This is a genomic window from Micromonospora sp. DT15 (assembly GCF_049841475.1).
In the GTDB taxonomy this organism is placed as follows: domain Bacteria; phylum Actinomycetota; class Actinomycetes; order Mycobacteriales; family Micromonosporaceae; genus Micromonospora.
The window spans coordinates 49,382-67,602 of record NZ_JBNCKJ010000009.1 but is presented as its reverse complement, the minus strand read 5'-3'; the positions used below and the strand labels follow the sequence as shown (position 1 = coordinate 67,602).

Sequence of the window (18,221 nt, the reverse complement as noted above, 5' to 3'; positions counted from 1 at the left end):
TGATTGATCACAGCAACTATTTACCTAGGGCAATTTTTGCCTGAGGGCCAGGAACAATTGCCCAATATGGACATTAAGATTTGTCAGCTTGGCGGCGAGTGACGCCCGCCCCGAACCGCGGTCCAGGTACACGACGGTGGGGCGGGCATCATCAGATGCCCGCCCCACCGCTCAGTCCTCGCATAGCCGCGCAGCGGCCGTTTCCGTTTCAGCCGCGCAGCGGCCGGTCTGGTCAGCCGCGCAGCGGCGCGCCCACCTCGTGCAGGTGACCGAGTGCCTGCCGGTACGACTCTACAAGCCCGGTCTCGGCGTACGGGATGCCCTGCTCGACGCAGTAGGCCCTGACGATGGGCTGGGCCCGGCGCAGGTTGGCGCGGGGCATGTTCGGGAAGAGGTGGTGCTCGATCTGGTAGTTGAGACCGCCGAGGGCGGTGTCCACGAGTCGGCTGCCGCGTACGTTGCGGGAGGTCAGCACCTGCTTACGCAGGAAGTCCAACTCGTCCTCGGCGGTCGGCATCGGCATGCCCTTGTGGTTCGGCGCGAACGCGCAACCCATGTAGAGACCCCACAGGGCCTGGTGCACGACGGCGAAGAGCAACGCCTTGACCGGGGACATGACCGCCAGCAGCAGCGCGACATAGCCGACGGTGTGCGCGAGGAGCAGCGCCGCCTCGGCCGCCCGGTGCCGCATCGGCACGGTGTACCCGCCGTTCGGCTCCCGGCCGACGATGGCCCGGATGCTCGCCACGTGCAGGTTCAGGCCCTCCAGCAGGAGCATCGGGAAGAAGAGGTACGCCTGCCGCTTGGCCATCCAGCGACCGACCCCGCGGGTCTCCAACGCCTGTTCGTGCGTCCACACCAGGGCGCCCGCGCCGACGTCCGGGTCCTCGTCCTCGTGGTTCGGGTTGGCGTGGTGCCGGTTGTGCTTGTCGACCCACCAGCCGTAGCTGAGCCCGACCGCCGCGTTGCCGGCGAACAGGCCCACCAGCTCGCTGGGGCCACGCCGACGGAACATCTGGCGGTGCCCTGCGTCGTGGCCGAGGAACGCGACCTGCGTGGTGGCCACCGCCATCAGGGCCGCGAGGGGAAGCTGCCACCAGAGGTCGCCGAGCAGGAACACGGCCACCCAGCCCGCCACGAAGGCACCGAGGGTGAGCACGATGCGGGTGACGTACCAGCCGGGGCGCCGCTCCAGCAGGCCCGCCTGGCTGATCCGTCGGGACAACTGTGCGTAGTCACTGCCTCGCCGTCGTACCGGCGGTTCCGCCACCGCTCCGAGCGCCATCGCTGCTCCCGTTTCTCTTGCGCCCGCGCCAGGATGGTTCGGGCTTGCTGTCAAGTCTCCCGATCGCGGTAGCGGTGAGTAACCCCGACAGCCCCCGAATGGGGGGTAGGGCAGGCCCTACCCCTACGGGTCCGGCTCAGCTCAGTCGGCCCACCGCGGCACGAAGTCGAGCCAAATCACGTCGACGCCGCTCGTAGGTGGCGGCGAGCCCGACCAGTGCCAGCCCGCCGATTCCCAGGTAGATCCACCGGGGCAGCAGATCCCACCCCCGGGCCAGCTCGTGCAGCGCCAGCAGCGTCAGTACCCCGCCGCCGAGCAGCACCGGCGCCTGCCACCGGCGGGTCGCGCCGGCCAGCACCGCGCCGGTCGCCGCCGCGCCGAGCAGCAGTCGCCGCCACGGCTGCGGGTCCGCCCCGGCCAGCACCGACACGAGGCTGGGCAGCAACGCCGCGACCAACCCCGGGCCGAGGGCCGGCCAGCTGGTCAGCCCCGGCCTGGTGCGCAGCGCCAGCAGACCCGCTCCGACGGCGAGCGCCGCGGCCGGCAGTGTGTACGCCTCCAGCGCTGTCACCCCACCGGCGGCCAGCAGCACCCAGGCCCCGAGCAACTCGCTGCCGGCGGCGATCCCGGCGAACGCCCACCTCCGGCCGGCCGGTTCACCCCGGCGCAGCAGCCGCAGCGCGACGGCGGCACCCCAGAGCACGCAGATGGTGGCGAGGTGCCGCGCCGCCTCGACGGCGAGCACCGCCGCCACCAGCGCGACGGCCTGCGCGGCGGCGTCCAGCACCCGTCCCAGCCGGACCCGCGCCGGGGTGACCGCCGCAGCGGTCAGCACCAACGCGGCCACCCCCAGCAGTGGGTACGAGGCAGCCCGCAGGGGCAGCCCACCGGCGAGGGGTGCGGTCACCGCCAACGCGGACGCCGCGCCCACGGCGGCGAGACAGCCGGCGACCCGTACCTCGAACTGGCGCGCGCCGGCGGCGACCGCGACCGCCGCCACCAGCAGCGCCCCCTCGGCGGCAAGCGTCCCGGCCCGGGTGGCCAGCAGACCGAGCACACCGGAGGCCACCAGCACCACGCCCACCGGCACGGCGACCAGTGTGAGCGCCGGGCGGGCGGCGGCCAGCGCGGTGAACAGCAGCGCCGCCAGGCCGGCGAGCAGAACTGCGGCCGGCAGCACCGGCCACGGCGCGCCGATCGCGATGAGCAGCACCGGCAGCGCCGCCGCGAGGAACGGCAGCGCGGCCGGCACCGGCAGGCCGACCCGCCGACCGGCCAGCGCACCGGCCACCGCCAGCACGACCAGCGCGAACCCGACCGGGAGCACCGTCGGGTCGGCGACGACGGTGGGCGCCCCCGACCACACCCGGTTCCAGCCGCCGTAGGGCGACCCGAGCGCGGTCAGCACTGTCGGCAGGGCCGCCAGGACGGCGACCACCGCCAGCGTTCCGCCGGCCGCCAGCAACAACGCCGACCGGGCCGGCTCGCGCCCGTCAACCGCCGGCCGCTCCCCGAGGGCCGCCTGGCCGGAGGCGCTCGCCGACGGCAGCCAGCCGGCGACGAGCGCGACACCCAACGCGGCCAGCGCCGCGTACGGCGCGAGCGGCTCGTCACCCGCCGCGACCAGCGGCGCGAGGCCGGGCACGGTCACCGCGGCGACGACGCCGGTCACCGCGTACCCGATCAGCTCCACCCGGTGGCGACGGACCGCGAGGGCCGCGACCAGCGACAACCCGGCGGCGGCCAGCGCGAGCCGGGCCTGCCACCAGGGCGGCCCGCCCACGGCGAACGTCGCCACCGCCGCGATCGCGGGCAACGCGAGCTGCCCGACCAGCAGACCCGTACCGGCCACCTCCCGGTACGCGCCGGCCCCCTGTCGGACGGCCAACGCCAGCCCGACCACGGCGAGCACGCCGAGCGCTACCAGGGCGCCGGCCGGGGCGGCCAGGGCGACCAGCAGCCCGTGCCCGAGCAGGACTGCACCGCCGAGCGCACGCGAGCGCAGGGCGATGGGCGGGGTGGTCGGACGGGCCAGTACGGCGAGCAGCAACGCGACCCCGCCGACCAGGTCGATGGCCACCACCTGAGGCCAGGAGGACGTCCAGCCGGCGGATACGGCGAACAGCACCGCCACCGCGCCGGCCGTGGCGAGCACCGCCCGCGTGCTGGCAGGGAGCAGCAGCACCGTGGCACCGATCGTCAGTGCCACCGCCGGTGCCAGCTGCCAACCCCAGCTCAGGTCCGGCCCCGTCCCAGCCCCGCCCCAGGGCGGCAACGACCGGCCGACGGCGGCGACCGCCAGCCCGACGGTGATCAACAGGGTGACCTGCGCCGTGCCGGCCGCGACGAACAGCGCGCCGGCCCGCGGACCCGTCCGCCAACCGCCGCCACCGTCCACCGCCGCCAACGCCGGCAGGAACCGCACGGCGGCGGCCATCCCCAGCGCCACAGTCGCCGCCGCGAGCAGCAGCACTGACGGCCGCAGCTCCGCCACCGGACGCAGCAGGGCGGCGGCGAGCACCGGCACCAGCAGCCCTGCCGCCACCGCCCGCAGCGCCCGCCCCCCGACGAGCCAGGCCGCGCCGAACCCGGTCAGCGCGACCAGCAACAGCGGCACCCCGGCCAGCAGTGGCGAGCCCCCCGCCCGCCCACCGACCAGCGGCACCACCGCGCACGCCGAAGCGCCCACCAACGCGGCGACGTGACCGGCGCCGGCCAACACCCGGCCGACGAGCTGCGCCGCCCCTCCCCGGCCACGCAGCGCGGCCAGCACGGCCAGGTTCAGCGACGCCACCCCGAGCAGGACCAACGCCCACCCCGCCGCACCCAGCCCGGCCTCGGCGGCGAGCAGCGGCAACGCCGGCTGGGCGGCCACCAGGGCGGCGAACCAGGGCCCCGTCAACCCGCTCCACCGGCCGTACGCCACGGCGACCGCCGCGCTGGCCCCCCCGACCAGCGCGGCGTACCGGCTGCCCGGCCAGCCGGCCACGCCGGCCAGGTCCACCGACCAGGCCGCGTAACCGTCCAGCACCACCAGCAGCAACCCCACCGCGGCGAACGTCTCCGCCGTGCCGCGCAGCCCTCGGCGGACCGCCAGCAGCGGTACGCCCAGCGCGAGCGCGGTGAACGCCGCCAGAATCAACGCCCGGCCGGCGACCCCCACCGCCGCCCAGGCGACCGCGGTGAACACCACGGCCGCGGTGCCCAGCAGGAGTCCACCGAGGACGAAGAGCAGCCCCTGGACCGTCCGGGTCGAGGTTTCCGCCGCACCCGGCCGCGAACCCGTCGCGACTCCGGGGCCCGGGCCGATGAACGGCGCCGGTCCGGCGGCAGGCACCGGGCGCGCCACGACCGGGGCCGCCAGCCCGGCGCGGACGACCGCGGCCAGTTCGGCTCGCCGCCCGGACACTGTCGACAGCCGTCCGGCCAGCTCGGTGTACGTGCGACGAGCCCGCTCCACCTGCGGCTCAAGCTCGGCGACCTCCCGGCTCAGCCGAACCACCTCGGCGGCGATCGGGTCGGGTGCGCGCCGGCAGCCGGAGCATCCGGCGCTCAGATCGGCCGGTGCGCCGCAGGCGGGGCAGGGGTAACGGGTGTCGTCCACCGGGTCATCATCGACAACCGACCGGGGTGCGACCCAGAGTGCGCGTACTCAGGATCGGGTGTGCTCGTACACCCAGGTGGCGTAGTCGGGGTTTCCGCTCTCCACCCTGGACACCAGGATCTCCGGCACCTCGTACGGGTGGCTGACCCGGATCTGATCCAGCAACGCGGTGAGCCGATCCGGTGCGGTCTTGAACTGCACCGACCACTCGGTGCTCGTCTCCATTCCGGACCGCCACCAGTAGGTGCTGTCCACCTGACCACCCACCTGGGCGCAGGCGGCGAGCCTGCCGGCGACGGCCGCAGCCGCCAGCACGTCGGCGACCGAACGCGCGTCCACCACCGTTGTCACCACGCAGATCTCGTCCACGCCCGCACCCTACGCGGACATTTACCGATTAGCGGCGATCCAGGCATCAATCTGCGCCCACCAGTCGAAGAGCCAGTCGATGCGTTGCTGCCGTCCGGTCGGTACGTCCTCCGGCGGCACGGACCAGAACCGCATCACGATCCGCTTGTCCATCGGCAGTTCCCGCCACACGTCGGCGACGGTGAGCATCCGGTCCAGACCGGTGTGGGCGACGAAGATGACCCCGGCGTCGGGTGCGGCGTCCAGCGCGGCGAGCATCCCACCGGGCTGCGGGGCGAGCACGTGGCGCATCCGCTCGGCGCGCAGGGCCATCCGTTCCAGGCCGAGGGAGCGCAACCGGGCGATGGCGCGCAGCCGTCGCCGAGGGGTGAAGTTGCCGCCCTCGGGGAAGATCACGAATGCGTCGTTGTCGTCCAGGCCGGTGGCGAGGTGCCCGACCTGGCGTACCGTCTCCTCGCCGCGCTCCGGAGTCGGCGCGATGAACCGGTTGGGCAGCCGGTTGAGCAGCACGTCGATCGCCGGATCCCACTGGAGGCTGTCCTTGAGGACGATCCGAGGCTCCCGGTGGAACCAGTTGACCAGCCCGTGGATCAGGATGAACGAGTCGCCCGGCCCGGCGTGCCGACAGAGCACCAGCTCGGGCCGGCCGGGCAGCGCAGTGTCCGGGTCGGTGCCCACCACGTCGATGCTCAACCGCAGTGTCCAACGTGCCTGCCAGAACAGCACCCGCAGGAACCAGCCGGCCAGCACGTAGTGCGCGCGCTGGAAGGCCGGCGACCGGGTCCGCCAGCCGAACCCGGAGACGACCCAGAGCACGAAGAGCGCGAGCAGCGCGGCAGCGTCCCAGACCAGGTAGAAACAGCCGATCCAGAGCAGTCGCAGTGGACGCAACCGGCCCGGGACCAGCGGCGACGCGGCAGCGGCCAGCAGCGCCCAGATCGGCAGCGTGGTGACCACCACGAAGGCGAGCAGCACGACGGCGGGCGCGAACAGCAACCGACGCAGCCACCGCGGAGGTAACGGCATCAACGCTCCTGGTGGGCGGCGAGGTAGCGCCGGGAGGCCGTGTACGCGCGACTGATCCGCCGTCCCACCGCCGCCATGTCCCGGTACGCCCACGGCGTGTCGTCGCGGGGGTTGAGCCCGCCGGTCGGCAGGACGTGCACCTCCACCCCCTCCGGCAGAGCCGCCAACTCCCGGAAGAAGCGGTGCCGGCGGGATATCTCGAACGCTACCTGCGCGATCTCCCACGGCCGACGGGGTGGAGTCAGCTCCCGTTCGATCCGACCGACCTGGAGGACGTAGATCCGGCGGGCGCCAACGGCCACCGCCTCGCCGATGGGGATGGAGTTCACGATGCCGCCGTCCACGTAGTGCGCGCCGTCGATCTCCATAGGCGGAAGCAGGCCCGGCACCGAGGCCGACGCCATCACCGCCGGCACCACCGGACCACTGTCGAACCAGTGCTCGGCGGCCCGCTCGATGTGGGCGGCGCAGCACCGGAACGGCACCCGCAGATCGGCGAAGGTCGTGTCCACCCCCAGCTCGGTCTCCAACAGGCGACGCAGCGGCCGGGGCGAGTGCAGGTGGGTGCGGGCGGCAAAACGGCGCAGCTGCCGGGCGACCGAGTCGCCGTACACCTCGCTCGCCTCGGGTGAGGCCCAGAGCCGGACCAGCCGGTCGGTCACCGCCTCGGACGGGTCGGCGGCGACCAGCGCGCCGTTGACCGCGCCGATCGAGGTGCCGAGGACCATGTCGGGTTGGATGCCGGCCCGGAACAGGGCACGCAACATGCCGACCTCGACCGCGCCGAGCACTCCCCCGCCGCCGAGCACGAACGCCACCGGTCCCCCCGCCATGTCGTCCATCCTGGCACGGGCCCGCCGCCGACCGGTGGGCCACTGTCGGCCGGCGGTCGGCGCACGGCAGGCACCGTCCGTCGACCGCCGGCGGCGACGGCGTTGACAGGCAGGACACATTCGCGCAACCTGATACCGCTCCCACCCCTGAGGCAGGTGCGATCCGTGAAGGCAGCGCTGCATCCGGGCCGATTGCTGGCTCGCAGATACCGACTTCTGGACCAGATCGGCGCCGGTGGCATGTCGGTCATCTGGCGTGCCCGGGACGAGGTACTGGACCGGGTGGTCGCGCTCAAGGTGCTCGCCCCGTCGCTCGCCGCGGACGCGCGGTTCCGGGGAATGGTGCGGGAGGAGGCACGGGCCGCCGCCCAGTTGCACCACCCGCACCTGACCTCCGTGCACGACTACGGCGAGACTGTCGACCCGGACGGCTCGATCACCTCGTTCGTGGTGATGGAGCTGCTCAGCGGCGAGGAGTTGAAGCTTCGGCTCACCGAGGGGCCGCTGCCGTGGACCGAGGCGGTCCAGGTGGGCGCACAGGTGGCGGACGCCCTGGCGGCCGCGCACCGGCTCGGCATCGTGCACCGGGACATCACCCCGGCCAACGTGATGATGACCGGGACGGGCGTCAAGGTGCTCGACTTCGGCATCGCCACCCGGATCGGCGCGCCCGACGAGGACGAGGACGGCGAGACCTTCGGCACCCCGGCGTACGTCGCACCGGAACGTCTCGACGGCGCGCCGGCCCAGCCGTCCACCGACGTGTACTCGCTCGGCGTGCTGCTGCACGAGGCGCTCACCGGCCGGGTCCCGTATCCGGCGGACACCTGGGAGCAGCTCAGCGCCGCGCTGGCCAGTGGTCCGCCGCCGACGCTGGCCGATCTACCGGACCTGCCCGCGCCGGTGGCCGAGATCTGCCTGCGCAGCCTCGCCCGGAATCCGGCCGACCGGCCCACCGCCCGGCAGGTCGCCACCGCGCTCCGCGACCATTCGCTGCCCGCCGAGCCCCCGACGGCGACCATCCGGGTGCCCACCCAGCCCCTGCCACCGCAGTCGCCAGCCGTCGCGACGGCCAGCGTCCCGGCGGCGGCGCGGCTGGATGGAGCCGCCTCGGACGGCGGAGCCTCCTCCAAAGCGGGCGAGCCGCCGACCGGGTCGGGCTGGTCGCGGCGGCGACTGGTGGTGCTGCTGGCGGTGCTGGCCGTCGGGGTGACAGTGGCCGGGGTGGCGCTGCTGCCCGAACAGCAGCCGACCCGCCGGGCGCAGCCCTCCGCCGGGCCGGTGACGACCCCGTCGACCGACCCGCCGGCCCCCCAGCCGTCCACGCCGATCACGTCCGCCCCGCCGACCCCGACGCCCTCGACGAAGCCGACCACCGGGGCGCCCACCTCGAACCCGGGCACCCTCACCGAGGTCGCGAACCGGGTCGACGGGTTGATCGGCACCGGGCTGAGCGCCGGCGAGATCCGCGACGACGTGGCCCTCGACCTGCGCAACGAGCTGCGCAACCTGACCGTCGCGGTCAGCTCCGGCCGCGAAGAGCTGGCACCGCCGGTGGCCCGGCTACGTGCCAAGGTCGCCGTCCGTCTCGGTGAGGGCGGCATCAGCCCGGCGTACGCCTCCCGACTCGACGCCGCCATCGCCGAGCTGGGGGCGACCGGGGCCTGACCCGGTGTCACCGGTGGGTCAGCGCACCGGCACCCGGTCCGGTTCACGGACGCCGTGCCGGCCGAGGGCGAATCGCCGATAGACCTCGGCGTAGCCGCTCGCCATCCGCTCGACCGAGAAGTTCCGGGCCACGTGCGCCACGCAGTCCTCCGGGTCGAGTCGCTCCGCCGCGAGCAACGCCGCGGGTAGCTCCTCCGACCGCTCGACGACGAGCCCGGTCAGCCCTGGTCGCACCAGCTCCGGCACCGCACCCCGGTCGAGCGCCACCACCGGCGTGCCGGTGGCCATCGCCTCCAGCATCACCATGCCGAACGGTTCGTCCCACTGGATCGGCATGATCAGGCAGCGCGCGTCGACGAGCATCCTCAGCGTCGCCGCGCGGTCCGCGTTGAGCACCACTGTCACGTCCTCGTCGACCATCGGCGCGACGACCTGCTCGTAGTAGCGGCGCTCGGCCGGCTCGTTGCACTTGCCGGCCAACACCAGGGGCAGTCCGGCCGCCCGGCACGCCCGGATGGCGGTGTCGGGGCCCTTGTCCGGGCTGAACCGGGCCAGCCACAGCACCGGCCCCGCGCCAGGCGTGTGCTTGCGCGGGAAACCGCTGATGTCGAGCGCGTTGTGCACGGTGCCGGCCCAGGGCAGTTTCGGGTTCAGCCGGCGTTGGGCGTGCGAGATGGCCACCAGCGACACGCCCGCGTCGATGTCGCTCAGCACGTCGCCGTACTCCCCCACGGGGTTGCCGTGCACTGTCGCGACCGTCGGCACGGCCCGACGGCCGGCGACCAGCGGACCGATCGTGGTGTGGTCGTGGATCACGTCGAAGTCGGCCGGTCTGATCAGCCGATTCACCCGCGCCAGGTGTGCCAGCTCGGGCAGTGACTCGCCGAGCCGCTCGTACTGGACCTCGGCCACCGTGGAGACGAAGCCGTCGGCCGCCGTGCCGTGGTCACCTCCGGCGCCGAACAGGGTCACCGAGTGCCCCTGCCCGCAGAGCGCGTCCACCAGTCCGGCGACGACCTGCTCAAGGCCGCCGTAGCCGGGCGGCGGCACTGACAACCACGGCGGAACCACCATCGCGATGCGCAGTGACCGCTCCTCGGGGCGGCCCGCAGGCGGGTGGTTCACGGCCACGAGTCCTCCCCGTTGCTCCCCGGTACGGCGGCACCGCTGGTCGGCGGCGGTTTCCCGGTAGCGTCCCAGGTAAACCGGACATGGCGGACGACGATCACCCGCCCACCAGGAGCTGGTCGTGGACCACCCGCACCCCGGGCGCGGACCACGCCACCCGCTCGACCTGGTCACGTTCCCACCAGGAACGGACCACCCCGGCGAGGACCAGCGTGTCGCCGTCCACCTCGACGGTCACCCGCTCGCCGCCGAGCGTGCGCAGCAGCGCCCGCTGGACGTCCCGCCGCAGGCGCTCGGCGTCCGGTGGCGCCGCTGGTCGTACCTCGATCAGGTTGGTGATCCCCCGGACGCCGTCGAGCCGGCGCACCTCGCCCTCGGCGGCCCGCCGCTGCCACCCGAACTCGACCTCGCCGCGCAGCATCAGCCAGCCGTTGGCCACTGTCACGTCCAGCCGTTCGGCGGGCACGAAGCTGTCCCACTCCAGGGCGCGGGTGGCGGCGTCGGCGATCTCGGCGTCGGTACGCCCCGGGGTGCCGGGCAGCCGCACCTCCACCTCGTCGGCCACCGCCCGTACGCCGCGAACCCGCTGTGCGCATCGCGTCGCGGCCCAACCGCGAGCGGCACCGTCCACGAAGCCGGTCAGGGTGACCACGCCCTGGTCGACGGTCACTCCGATCTCGTTCGGTTGCAGTTGGGGGTCCCAGGCCAGCTCGGCCAGGACGTCGCGTTGGATCCGCTGGTCCTCGCGGACACCCACCACCTCGGTCATGGCACTCCACCCCCGGTTCCGGTCGTCGCCCTCCGAACCTGCCGGGCGGACGGGTGACGGCGGTTCACCCGATCCGGGTGAACCGCCGTCCGGGCGTAAAGAAGCGGCGGGTGACGGAGCCGACCCCCTCGGCCCCGCCACCCGCCGCCGGAGGGAGGAAGCAGGTTCAGTAACTGGTCAGGACGTCTCGGCGAGCGTCACGGTCGCCGACTTCTCGACACCGTTGCGCTTGAACTGCACCTCGACCCGGTCGCCGACCTTGCCGGCCTGCACCGCGCCGACCAGGTCGTCCGAGTCGTTGACGGGCTTGTCGCCGAACCGGGTGACGACGTCGCCGCGCTGGAGGCCGGCCTTCTCCGCCGGGCTGCCCGGGGTGACCGACGCGACGAGGGCGCCGCCGCCCTCGGCCGGGTTGACGCCGACTCCGAGCGACGGGTGGCTGACCTTCTCGCCACGCTGGAGCTTGCCCGCGACGTCCTTGGCCTTGTTGCTGGGGATGGCGAACCCGACACCGATGTTGCCGGTGCTCTGCCCGGAGGTCGCGATGGCGGTGTTGACGCCGATCACCTCGCCCCGGGTGTTGACCAGCGCGCCGCCGGAGTTGCCGGGGTTGATCGGGGCGTCCGTCTGGAGCAGGCCGGAGATCGAGGAGACCGCCTGGCCCTGCTGCTGGGTCGGGTCCTGCGGCTGACCCTCACCGGCCCGGATGGTGCGGTCGCGGGCGCTGAGGATGCCGGAGGTCACCGAGCCCTGCAGACCGAGCGGGCTGCCCAGGGCGAGCACCTGGTCGCCGACCTGCATGGCGTCACTGTCGCCGAACTTGGCCGGCTTGAGGTCGCTCACCCCGTTGGCCTTCACCACGGCCAGGTCGGTCTTCGGGTCGGTGCCGATGATCTTCGCGTCGGCGGTCTTGCCGTCGGCGAAGACCACCCGCACTGCGTCGCCGGAGGCGGACGCGACCACGTGGTTGTTGGTCAGCACGTAACCGTCGGCGCTGAGCACCACCCCGGAGCCCTCACCGCTGCCGGTGGTGATCGAGACGACGCTGTCCTGCACCGACGCGGCGATCTTCGGCAGGTCCGCGCCATTGATCACGGGAGCCGCGGAGTAGGTGCGGGTGATGCCGCCGCCGTCGCCGTCGAGGGCGAGCGCGAGCGCACCACCGGCGACACCGGAACCGAGCATCAGGGCGAACACCGCGACGCCGGCACCGGCGAACTTGGCGATTCGCCCCGGCCGGGGGCCGCTGCCGGGCGGCGCGACCTGCGGGCCCCACGGCGGGACCGGCTGGCCCGGGTGCTGCCCGGGGTGCTGGGCCTGCTGGCCGGGGTGCTGCGGGTGCTGCCCCGGGTGCTGCTGGTGCTGGGCGTACGGCATGCCCGGCTGGCCCCCGCCGGCCCAGCCGGACTGCTGGCCCTGGTACCAGGGGGCACCGGGGTAGTGGCCGGCCGGCTGCGGGTAGCCGGGCTGGCCGGGCGCCGGGTGACCGGAGACCGGGTACGGGGGTGCGGACGGCGTGGCGGCCGGGCGCTCGTAGCCGGTCGACGGCTCGTACCCGGTCGGTTGGCCGGCGGGCGCGGAGTAGGCGGCCTGGGTGGCGGCGGTGGTCTCCGCGTCACCGGTGGTGGAGGCGACCGTCGGGTCGCCGCCGGTCGAGACGACCGGTACGGGAGTGGTCGGGGAGTCGGACTGCACACGCTCGTCGCGCGGCAGCTCGGCGGTGGGGTGCGACGGCTCGGCGTCGGTGGGGGCCGGCCGGCGCTGCGGGTCGGACTCGAACTCGGTCATGGGACTACCTTCTCCCTCCGCACTGCAATCAACCTGGAACCGTCCTGGAAGTTGGCTGAAAGTCACTCCCCCGCGCTGTCGACCTGCGCCAGCAGCGGCAGCCGCACCCGGAAGGTGGCCCCGCCGCCAGGCGTCTCGGCCACCTCGACCAAGCCGTGGTGGGCGGCGACCAGCGCCGCCACGATGGCCAGGCCAAGGCCGGTCCCGGTGTTGCCGTCGGCTCGTCGGGTACGGGCCGCGTCGGCCCGGTAGAACCGTTCGAAGACGCGTTCCGCCTGCTCGGCCGAGAGACCGGGGCCGGTGTCGACCACCTCCACGACGGCGAAGCCCCCGGGTTCGGCGCGCAGCCGTACCCGGACCTCAGCCTCCGGTGGGGTGTGCGTGAGCGCGTTGGTGACCAGGTTGCCGATCACCTGCCGCAGCCGCGCGTCGTCGGCGGAGACGACGAGCGGGCCCGATTCGGGAGCGATCTCCAACTCGATCCGCCGTTCCGGTGCCATCGCCCGCGCGGCCTGCACCGCGTCGGAGGCGAGCACCGGCAACTCCACCGGGGTCAGCGAGAGCGGCCGTTCCATGTCCAACCGGGCGAGCAGCAGCAGGTCCTCCACCAGCAGACCCATCCGGGACGCCTCGTCCTCGATCCGGCGCAACAGGCCGGCGGTCTGTTCCGGCTCACGGGCCGCACCCTGCCGGTACAGCTCGGCGAAGCCGCGGATCGTGGTGAGCGGAGTCCGCAGCTCGTGCGAGGCGTCGGCGACGAACTGCCGCATCCGTTCCTCGGAGCGGATGGCCCGCGCCTCGGACGCCTGAGCTGCGGCGGCGGCATCCCGGGCGGCGCTCTCCGCCCATCGGGCCGAGGTCTCCGACGCGGCTCGGGCGGTGAACGCCGCCTCGATCTGGGTGAGCATCGCGTTCAGCGCCCGCGACAGCCGGCCCAGTTCCGAGGTTGGCTCGGCCTGACCCTCCTCCGGGTCGGGCACCCGGCGGGTCAGGTCACCGCCGGCGATCGCGGCGGCGGTCTGTTCGATCTCGACGAGGGGCTTGAGGCTGGTCCGGACGATCGCGGCGCCGACCGAGGCCAGCATGATCAGCACTGCGCCACCGACCAGGAGGTCTATCCAGACGAGCTGCTTCACCGCCCGGTCCACCTCGGTCAGCGGCTGACCCACGGCCAGCACCGAGCCGTCCGGTTGGGGGGCGTAGTACACCCGCCAGCGGGTGAGGCGATCGTGTGAGATGACGGTGCGCGGCTCGCCCTCCGCCGCCTCGAAGTCCTTGCGGGTGGCGGGAAACGTGGGCAGCTGTGCGGGGTAGAAGTTGCGCGTGTCGTACTGGGGGTCGTACACCTGCCGCTCGTCGGCCACGATCACGACGTAGTCGCTGGGCAGCATCGCGCCGACCTCACCGCTGCGCAGCTTCTGAAGAAACTGGCCGAGGCCCTGGGCGGTCGACCGGACCTGCCCGTCGACCTGGCCCTCCAGGTAGTTGCGGAGGAAGTACGCGGTCAACGAGCTGATCACCAGAAGCGCGACGGCGACCAGCGCGAGCACCGAGGCGACCAGCTTCACCCGCAGCGGAACGCTTCGCACCCGCCCTTTCGCCTGCTGGACTGCGTTCACGCCGCCGGCTTGCGCAGGACGTACCCGACCCCGCGAAGAGTGTGGATCAGCCGGGGCTGGGTGGTGTCGACCTTGCGCCGCAGGTACGAGATGTAGGACTCGACGATGTTGTCGTCGCCACGGAAGTCGTAGTTCCAGACGTGGTCGAGGATCTGCGCCTTGGACAGCACCCGGTTGGCGTTGAGCATCAGGTACCGCAGCAGCTTGAACTCGGTCGGCGAGAGCTGCACCCGCTGGCCGGCCCGGTGCACCTCGTGGGTCTCCTCGTCCAGCTCCAGGTCGGCGAAGGTGAGCCGGGACGGGGCCTGCTCGCCGGTGGTGGTGCGACGCAGCACGGCGCGGATCCGGGCGGTCAACTCCTCCAGGCTGAACGGCTTCGTGACGTAGTCGTCGCCGCCCAGGGTCAGCCCACGGATCTTGTCGTCGGTGGCGTCCCGGGCGGTCAGGAACACCACGGGCGTACGCGTGCCGCCCTCGCGGAGCATCCGGATGACCTCGAAACCGTCGAGGTCGGGGAGCATCACGTCGAGTACCACCAGGTCGGGCCGGTGGTCCTTGGCGGCGTTGAGCGCCGCGCTTCCACTTGTCGCGGTGGCCACGTCGAAGCCCGCGAACCGCAGGCTCGCGGAGAGCAGTTCGAGGATGTTGGGGTCGTCCTCGACGACAAGCAGTCGCGCCTCGGTCTGGGTAGCGGGCATGCGCCCATCATCGGTGACGTCACTGCGCCACCGCTGGACGCTTCCTGCAAAAAGGCTGTGAGTCGCCGACCGTTCGACGACGCCGGTCAGCGCAGCAGGCGACGCAACCCGTCCAGGGCGCCGTCGAGCAGCCGGATCGCGGTGCGCAGCTGGGTGTCGCTGAACTGCCGGGCGCGCATCAGCCGGCCCACCTCGGCCGTGAACGCGGCCAGCCGCTGATCGAGTTCGTCGAACAGCTCGGCCTGCGGCCCGGCGGTCGACGCCGGCCTGGGCGGCGGTGCGGGAGCCTCCCACCGGGCCCGCCGGGTCTGCCGGGTGGCCTCGCTCAACTCCCGCTTGAGGTCGCGGGCCGATCCGCGGACCTCGCTGCGGATCTCGCCGGCCAGACTGGAGAGGTCCGCCACGGAGGCCGCGATGTCCGTTTCCAGCGCTGTCAACTCACCGGCCCGCTGGCGCAGCTCCGCCCGGCCGGCGTCGGTGATGTCGTACGTCTTGCGGCCGCCGGCCGCCGTGTGGCTGACCAGACCCTCGACCTCCAGCCGTTGCAGGCGGGGGTAGATGGTGCCGGCGCTGGGCGCGTACAGACCGAGGAAGCGGTCCTCCAGCAGGCGGATCAGCTCGTAGCCGTGCTTCGGGCCGTCGTCGAGGAGCTTGAGCAGGTAGAGCCGGAGCCGCCCGTGGCTGAACACGGCGGTCACGGCAGCTCCTCTCCATCGTCGTCGACGGCTCGGGCGAGCAGGGCGATGCTCCCCGAGGTCGCGGAAGCCCAGAGCTTACCGTCGCCGGCGCCGAGCACCCCCTCGCTGCTGGGCAGCGGGAACGTCGAGCTGCGCAGCTGGGGAAAGCCGCTGGTGATCCGGCCGGAGGCGGTGTTCAACTGGACGGCGAGGTCGCTGTCCGCGCGGACCCGGACGGTGATGCTGCCCGAGATGGTGGTCAACCGGATCTCGCTGCCCCGGGGGTTGTCCAGATCGCAGGTGATGGCGCCGGAGACGGTCTGGGCCCGCACCCGGTCGGCGGCGCTGTCGGCGAGGATCACCTCCCCGGAGATCGTCTCCACTGTGAGGTCACCGCGGACGCCGAGCGCCTCCACCGGGCCCGAGGTGAGCTTCGCCGAGGTGCTGCCGCGCAACCCCATCAGGGTGATCTGGCCGGCGACGACGTGGGCGGTGGTCTGGCGACGCAGGCCGGAGGCGACCAGCGAACCCGCGACCAGGCCCAGATCGGCGAGGACGTCGGCGGGCACGGCGATGGAGACGTCCACCCGGGGGTAGCGGTGGATCATCCGGAACCAGCGCAGGACGTCCGACCAGCCCCGATCACGCTCCTGGCGGATGCTGAGCCGACCGTCGGTGTGGTCGATCAGGACCGGCCGACGGCCGACCTGGGTCACGTCGATCCGGGTCGGCCCGTCGGTGGCGACCACGTTGAGCCGTCCACTGATCAGTCGAACGTCCAGTCGGACGACCGGAGCGTCCACTGTGAGCCGTTGCGGGCTCTCGACCGTCCAACCGGCCATGGCGTCCCCCTCTCGACGACGCGCGGAAGGCACGCCGAACAGAAGGAGACTGTAACGCGATACATCGCGACATCACAAGACTGTCGCGACTCTCGCGCCGCCGGGACGGCAGGGGCGGGCGTGCCTCCCCCTAGGCGGCCAGGTCCAGGTCGCTGCCCGTGGCGGGCGGTGGCACGGAAACGGCCGGGGTCGCCGTCGGGACCGGCCGCAGCCGGGGCCGCGCCACGACACCCGCCGTGGGCACCAGGTGTACGGCCGACTCGGCGGCCCGGGCCAGCAACCGCCGGTCGGCGTCACGGGCCGGGTGCAACGCGGCGGCGATCGTCACCGAGACCACCAGCTCCCGCGCCGCCACCACCCGCGCCACCGAGCGCAGCAGGGTGTCCGCGCCGAGGAAGGCGGCTGCCGTGGTGGTCGCCCCGGTGGCCGCACAGCGGTAGGTGAGCCGCAGCGGGACCACCGGGCTGCCCGTGTCGATGGCCGCCTGGAACGTCGCGGGCCGGAACCCACCGCCGGGGCGGCAGTCGGTGGCATCCTTCCCGGCACACCACGTCGTACCCTCCGGGAAGACCGCCACCGACCGCCCTGCGCGCAGCGCGTCGGCGACCCGGGCGACGGTCCTCGGCAGCGCCAACGGCCGGGCGCGGTCCACGAAGACCGTGCCCGCCGCCGCGGCCAGCAGACCAACCACCGGCCAGGAGCGGATCTCCCGTTTCGCCACCATCCGGGTGGGCGCGACCGCCAGCACTGCCAGGATGTCCAGCCAGGAGGCATGGTTCGCGACCAGCAGCGCGCGCCGCCGGGGCAACCGACCCCGGACCACGAGGCGGACGCCGAAGGCGCGCACAGTGGTCCGCGCCCAGCCACTGACCAGCGCCTGCCGTTCCGGAGTGGGAAGCACCGGCAGCAGCGCCACCACCGGAATCCCGGCCAGCAGCATGCCGAGCACGGCGACCAGCCGGAGCACCCGGCGGGCCAGCGGCACCGTGGGCACCTCGCCGGCCGCTGGCAGGCAGTCGTCGTCGCAGCCCGAGGAGGGCCGCCACAGGTCCAGGGGCACGGCGCTCACCGCTGCTCACCGCCCAGGAAGTGCCGCAGGTAGCGCGGGTTCATCCGGTCCAGGGAGAAGAGGACGTAGAAGTCCGCGCACCCGAAGTCGCTGTCGTAGGACGGCTCGCCGCAGATCCACGCGCCGAGCCGGAGGTAGCCACGCAGCAGCGGCGGAACCGCCACCCGCCCGGCCGGGGCACCGGCGACCGGGCCGGCGGCAGCCGCCCCGGTGAACCAGGGCCGCAACGGGCGGACCCGCAGCGGCGGCGGCGACAGGTGCCGGGCCTGGGCCTGGGTCCACACCTCGGCCACCGTCCGCCCGCCGTCAGCCACCGGCACCGACGCACAGCCGCCGAGCCAGTGGGAGCCACGTAGGTGCAGGTACCGGATGATGCCGGCCCACATCAGGTTGATCACCGCGCCGGAGCGGTGGTCCGGGTGCACACAGGACCGGCCCGCCTCGACCAGGTCGTCGCGGAGCGGGTCGAGCGGCCTCAGGTCGAACTCGTCCTCGGCGTAGCGCCGGCTGGTGCGCCCCGGCGGTAACAGCCGGTACGTGCCGACCACCTCGCCCGTGCTGTCCTCGCGGACGATCAGGTGGTCGCAGTACGCGTCGAAGGGGTCCACGTCCAACCCGGTCTCGCCGGGGAGGAGGGTGGCGCCGAGCTCGGTGGCGAACACCTCGTGGCGCAGGCGTTGCGCGGCCGCGACCTGGGTGGGGTCGTCGGCGATCAGCAGGGTGTATCCGCTGGTCTTCAGGGGTGCGCCAGCGGCATGCAGAACGGCCATGGGATCTGTGTAAGGGCCCGGGTTGCCATTCACGGGGACCACTGGTGTCGGCAGGATGAACGCCGGCCGGCAGATG

Annotated in this window: 15 protein-coding genes; 1 reads left to right on the top strand and 14 read right to left on the bottom strand. The window is 73.4% G+C overall.

Going from position 1 to position 18,221, the window contains the following annotated elements:
- Nucleotides 1–232: 232 nt before the first annotated feature.
- From ACLQ3F_RS20485 to ACLQ3F_RS20465, 5 genes are all read right to left on the bottom strand, one after another.
- Entirely contained in the window at nucleotides 233–1,285 is a 1,053-nt protein-coding gene (locus tag ACLQ3F_RS20485) for a fatty acid desaturase family protein (RefSeq protein WP_425850838.1), read from the bottom strand.
- A gap of 136 nt (nucleotides 1,286–1,421) precedes the next feature.
- Nucleotides 1,422–4,889 (bottom strand): SCO7613 C-terminal domain-containing membrane protein, encoded by a 3,468-nt coding sequence (locus ACLQ3F_RS20480; protein WP_425850836.1) that lies wholly within the window; start codon nucleotides 4,887–4,889, stop codon nucleotides 1,422–1,424.
- A gap of 48 nt (nucleotides 4,890–4,937) precedes the next feature.
- Nucleotides 4,938–5,258, bottom strand: a complete 321-nt coding sequence (cutA, locus tag ACLQ3F_RS20475; protein WP_091406014.1) for a divalent-cation tolerance protein CutA — start codon at nucleotides 5,256–5,258, stop codon at nucleotides 4,938–4,940.
- Nucleotides 5,259–5,279: 21 nt separating this feature from the next.
- Nucleotides 5,280–6,284, bottom strand: coding sequence for a 1-acyl-sn-glycerol-3-phosphate acyltransferase (locus ACLQ3F_RS20470; RefSeq protein ID WP_425850835.1), 1,005 nt, complete (start codon nucleotides 6,282–6,284; stop codon nucleotides 5,280–5,282).
- Complete coding sequence (locus tag ACLQ3F_RS20465; RefSeq protein WP_355008125.1) at nucleotides 6,284–7,117, bottom strand: patatin-like phospholipase family protein; 834 nt, start codon at nucleotides 7,115–7,117, stop codon at nucleotides 6,284–6,286. The genes ACLQ3F_RS20470 and ACLQ3F_RS20465 overlap by 1 nt, the downstream gene beginning before the upstream one ends.
- A 165-nt stretch (nucleotides 7,118–7,282) precedes the next feature.
- On the opposite strand from ACLQ3F_RS20465, the gene ACLQ3F_RS20460 reads away from it, so the two are divergent.
- Nucleotides 7,283–8,785: a protein kinase domain-containing protein gene (locus tag ACLQ3F_RS20460; RefSeq protein ID WP_425850833.1), complete on the top strand. Its 1,503-nt coding sequence runs from the start codon at nucleotides 7,283–7,285 to the stop codon at nucleotides 8,783–8,785.
- Nucleotides 8,786–8,803: 18 nt separating this feature from the next.
- Here the strand turns inward: ACLQ3F_RS20460 and ACLQ3F_RS20455 are convergent, their stop codons facing one another.
- From ACLQ3F_RS20455 to ACLQ3F_RS20415, 9 genes are all read right to left on the bottom strand, one after another.
- Nucleotides 8,804–9,859, bottom strand: a complete 1,056-nt coding sequence (locus tag ACLQ3F_RS20455; protein WP_425851045.1) for a glycosyltransferase family 4 protein — start codon at nucleotides 9,857–9,859, stop codon at nucleotides 8,804–8,806.
- A gap of 151 nt (nucleotides 9,860–10,010) precedes the next feature.
- The gene (locus ACLQ3F_RS20450; protein WP_425850831.1) at nucleotides 10,011–10,682 is read right to left on the bottom strand and encodes a BON domain-containing protein; all 672 of its coding nucleotides are present in this window, start codon (nucleotides 10,680–10,682) and stop codon (nucleotides 10,011–10,013) included.
- A 177-nt stretch (nucleotides 10,683–10,859) separates the two neighbouring features.
- Nucleotides 10,860–12,470 (bottom strand): trypsin-like peptidase domain-containing protein, encoded by a 1,611-nt coding sequence (locus ACLQ3F_RS20445; RefSeq protein ID WP_425850829.1) that lies wholly within the window; start codon nucleotides 12,468–12,470, stop codon nucleotides 10,860–10,862.
- 62 nt (nucleotides 12,471–12,532) lie between these two features.
- On the bottom strand, nucleotides 12,533–14,089 hold the full coding sequence (locus ACLQ3F_RS20440) for a sensor histidine kinase (protein WP_357205140.1): 1,557 nt from the start codon (nucleotides 14,087–14,089) through the stop codon (nucleotides 12,533–12,535).
- The gene (locus tag ACLQ3F_RS20435; RefSeq protein WP_030336721.1) at nucleotides 14,086–14,787 is read right to left on the bottom strand and encodes a response regulator transcription factor; all 702 of its coding nucleotides are present in this window, start codon (nucleotides 14,785–14,787) and stop codon (nucleotides 14,086–14,088) included. Before ACLQ3F_RS20435 ends, ACLQ3F_RS20440 begins: the two co-directional genes overlap by 4 nt.
- A gap of 86 nt (nucleotides 14,788–14,873) precedes the next feature.
- Nucleotides 14,874–15,485 (bottom strand): PadR family transcriptional regulator, encoded by a 612-nt coding sequence (locus tag ACLQ3F_RS20430; RefSeq protein WP_357205138.1) that lies wholly within the window; start codon nucleotides 15,483–15,485, stop codon nucleotides 14,874–14,876.
- Complete coding sequence (locus ACLQ3F_RS20425) at nucleotides 15,482–16,306, bottom strand: DUF4097 family beta strand repeat-containing protein (protein ID WP_425850827.1); 825 nt, start codon at nucleotides 16,304–16,306, stop codon at nucleotides 15,482–15,484. The genes ACLQ3F_RS20430 and ACLQ3F_RS20425 overlap by 4 nt, the downstream gene beginning before the upstream one ends.
- Before the next feature lie 130 nt (nucleotides 16,307–16,436).
- A complete protein-coding gene (locus ACLQ3F_RS20420; RefSeq protein WP_425850824.1) occupies nucleotides 16,437–17,375 on the bottom strand; it encodes a lysophospholipid acyltransferase family protein in 939 nt (312 codons plus the stop codon).
- Nucleotides 17,372–18,145 carry a GNAT family N-acetyltransferase gene (locus ACLQ3F_RS20415; protein ID WP_425850822.1) on the bottom strand — a complete coding sequence of 258 codons (774 nt, stop codon included), beginning with the start codon at nucleotides 18,143–18,145 and terminating at the stop codon, nucleotides 17,372–17,374. Before ACLQ3F_RS20415 ends, ACLQ3F_RS20420 begins: the two co-directional genes overlap by 4 nt.
- Nucleotides 18,146–18,221 lie beyond the last annotated feature (76 nt).

Excerpts from the sequence above, each read along its gene's own strand:
- ACLQ3F_RS20465 (WP_355008125.1), bottom strand. The coding sequence starts at position 7,117 with ATGGCGGGGGGACCGGTGGCGTTCGTGCTCGGCGGCGGGGGAGTGCTC.
- ACLQ3F_RS20445 (WP_425850829.1), bottom strand. The coding sequence starts at position 12,470 with ATGACCGAGTTCGAGTCCGACCCGCAGCGCCGGCCGGCCCCCACCGAC.
- ACLQ3F_RS20485 (WP_425850838.1), bottom strand. The coding sequence starts at position 1,285 with ATGGCGCTCGGAGCGGTGGCGGAACCGCCGGTACGACGGCGAGGCAGT.
- ACLQ3F_RS20415 (WP_425850822.1), bottom strand. The coding sequence starts at position 18,145 with ATGGCCGTTCTGCATGCCGCTGGCGCACCCCTGAAGACCAGCGGATAC.
- ACLQ3F_RS20425 (WP_425850827.1), bottom strand. The coding sequence starts at position 16,306 with ATGGCCGGTTGGACGGTCGAGAGCCCGCAACGGCTCACAGTGGACGCT.
- ACLQ3F_RS20450 (WP_425850831.1), bottom strand. The coding sequence starts at position 10,682 with ATGACCGAGGTGGTGGGTGTCCGCGAGGACCAGCGGATCCAACGCGAC.
- ACLQ3F_RS20455 (WP_425851045.1), bottom strand. The coding sequence starts at position 9,859 with ATGGTGGTTCCGCCGTGGTTGTCAGTGCCGCCGCCCGGCTACGGCGGC.
- ACLQ3F_RS20435 (WP_030336721.1), bottom strand. The coding sequence starts at position 14,787 with ATGCCCGCTACCCAGACCGAGGCGCGACTGCTTGTCGTCGAGGACGAC.
- ACLQ3F_RS20470 (WP_425850835.1), bottom strand. The coding sequence starts at position 6,284 with ATGCCGTTACCTCCGCGGTGGCTGCGTCGGTTGCTGTTCGCGCCCGCC.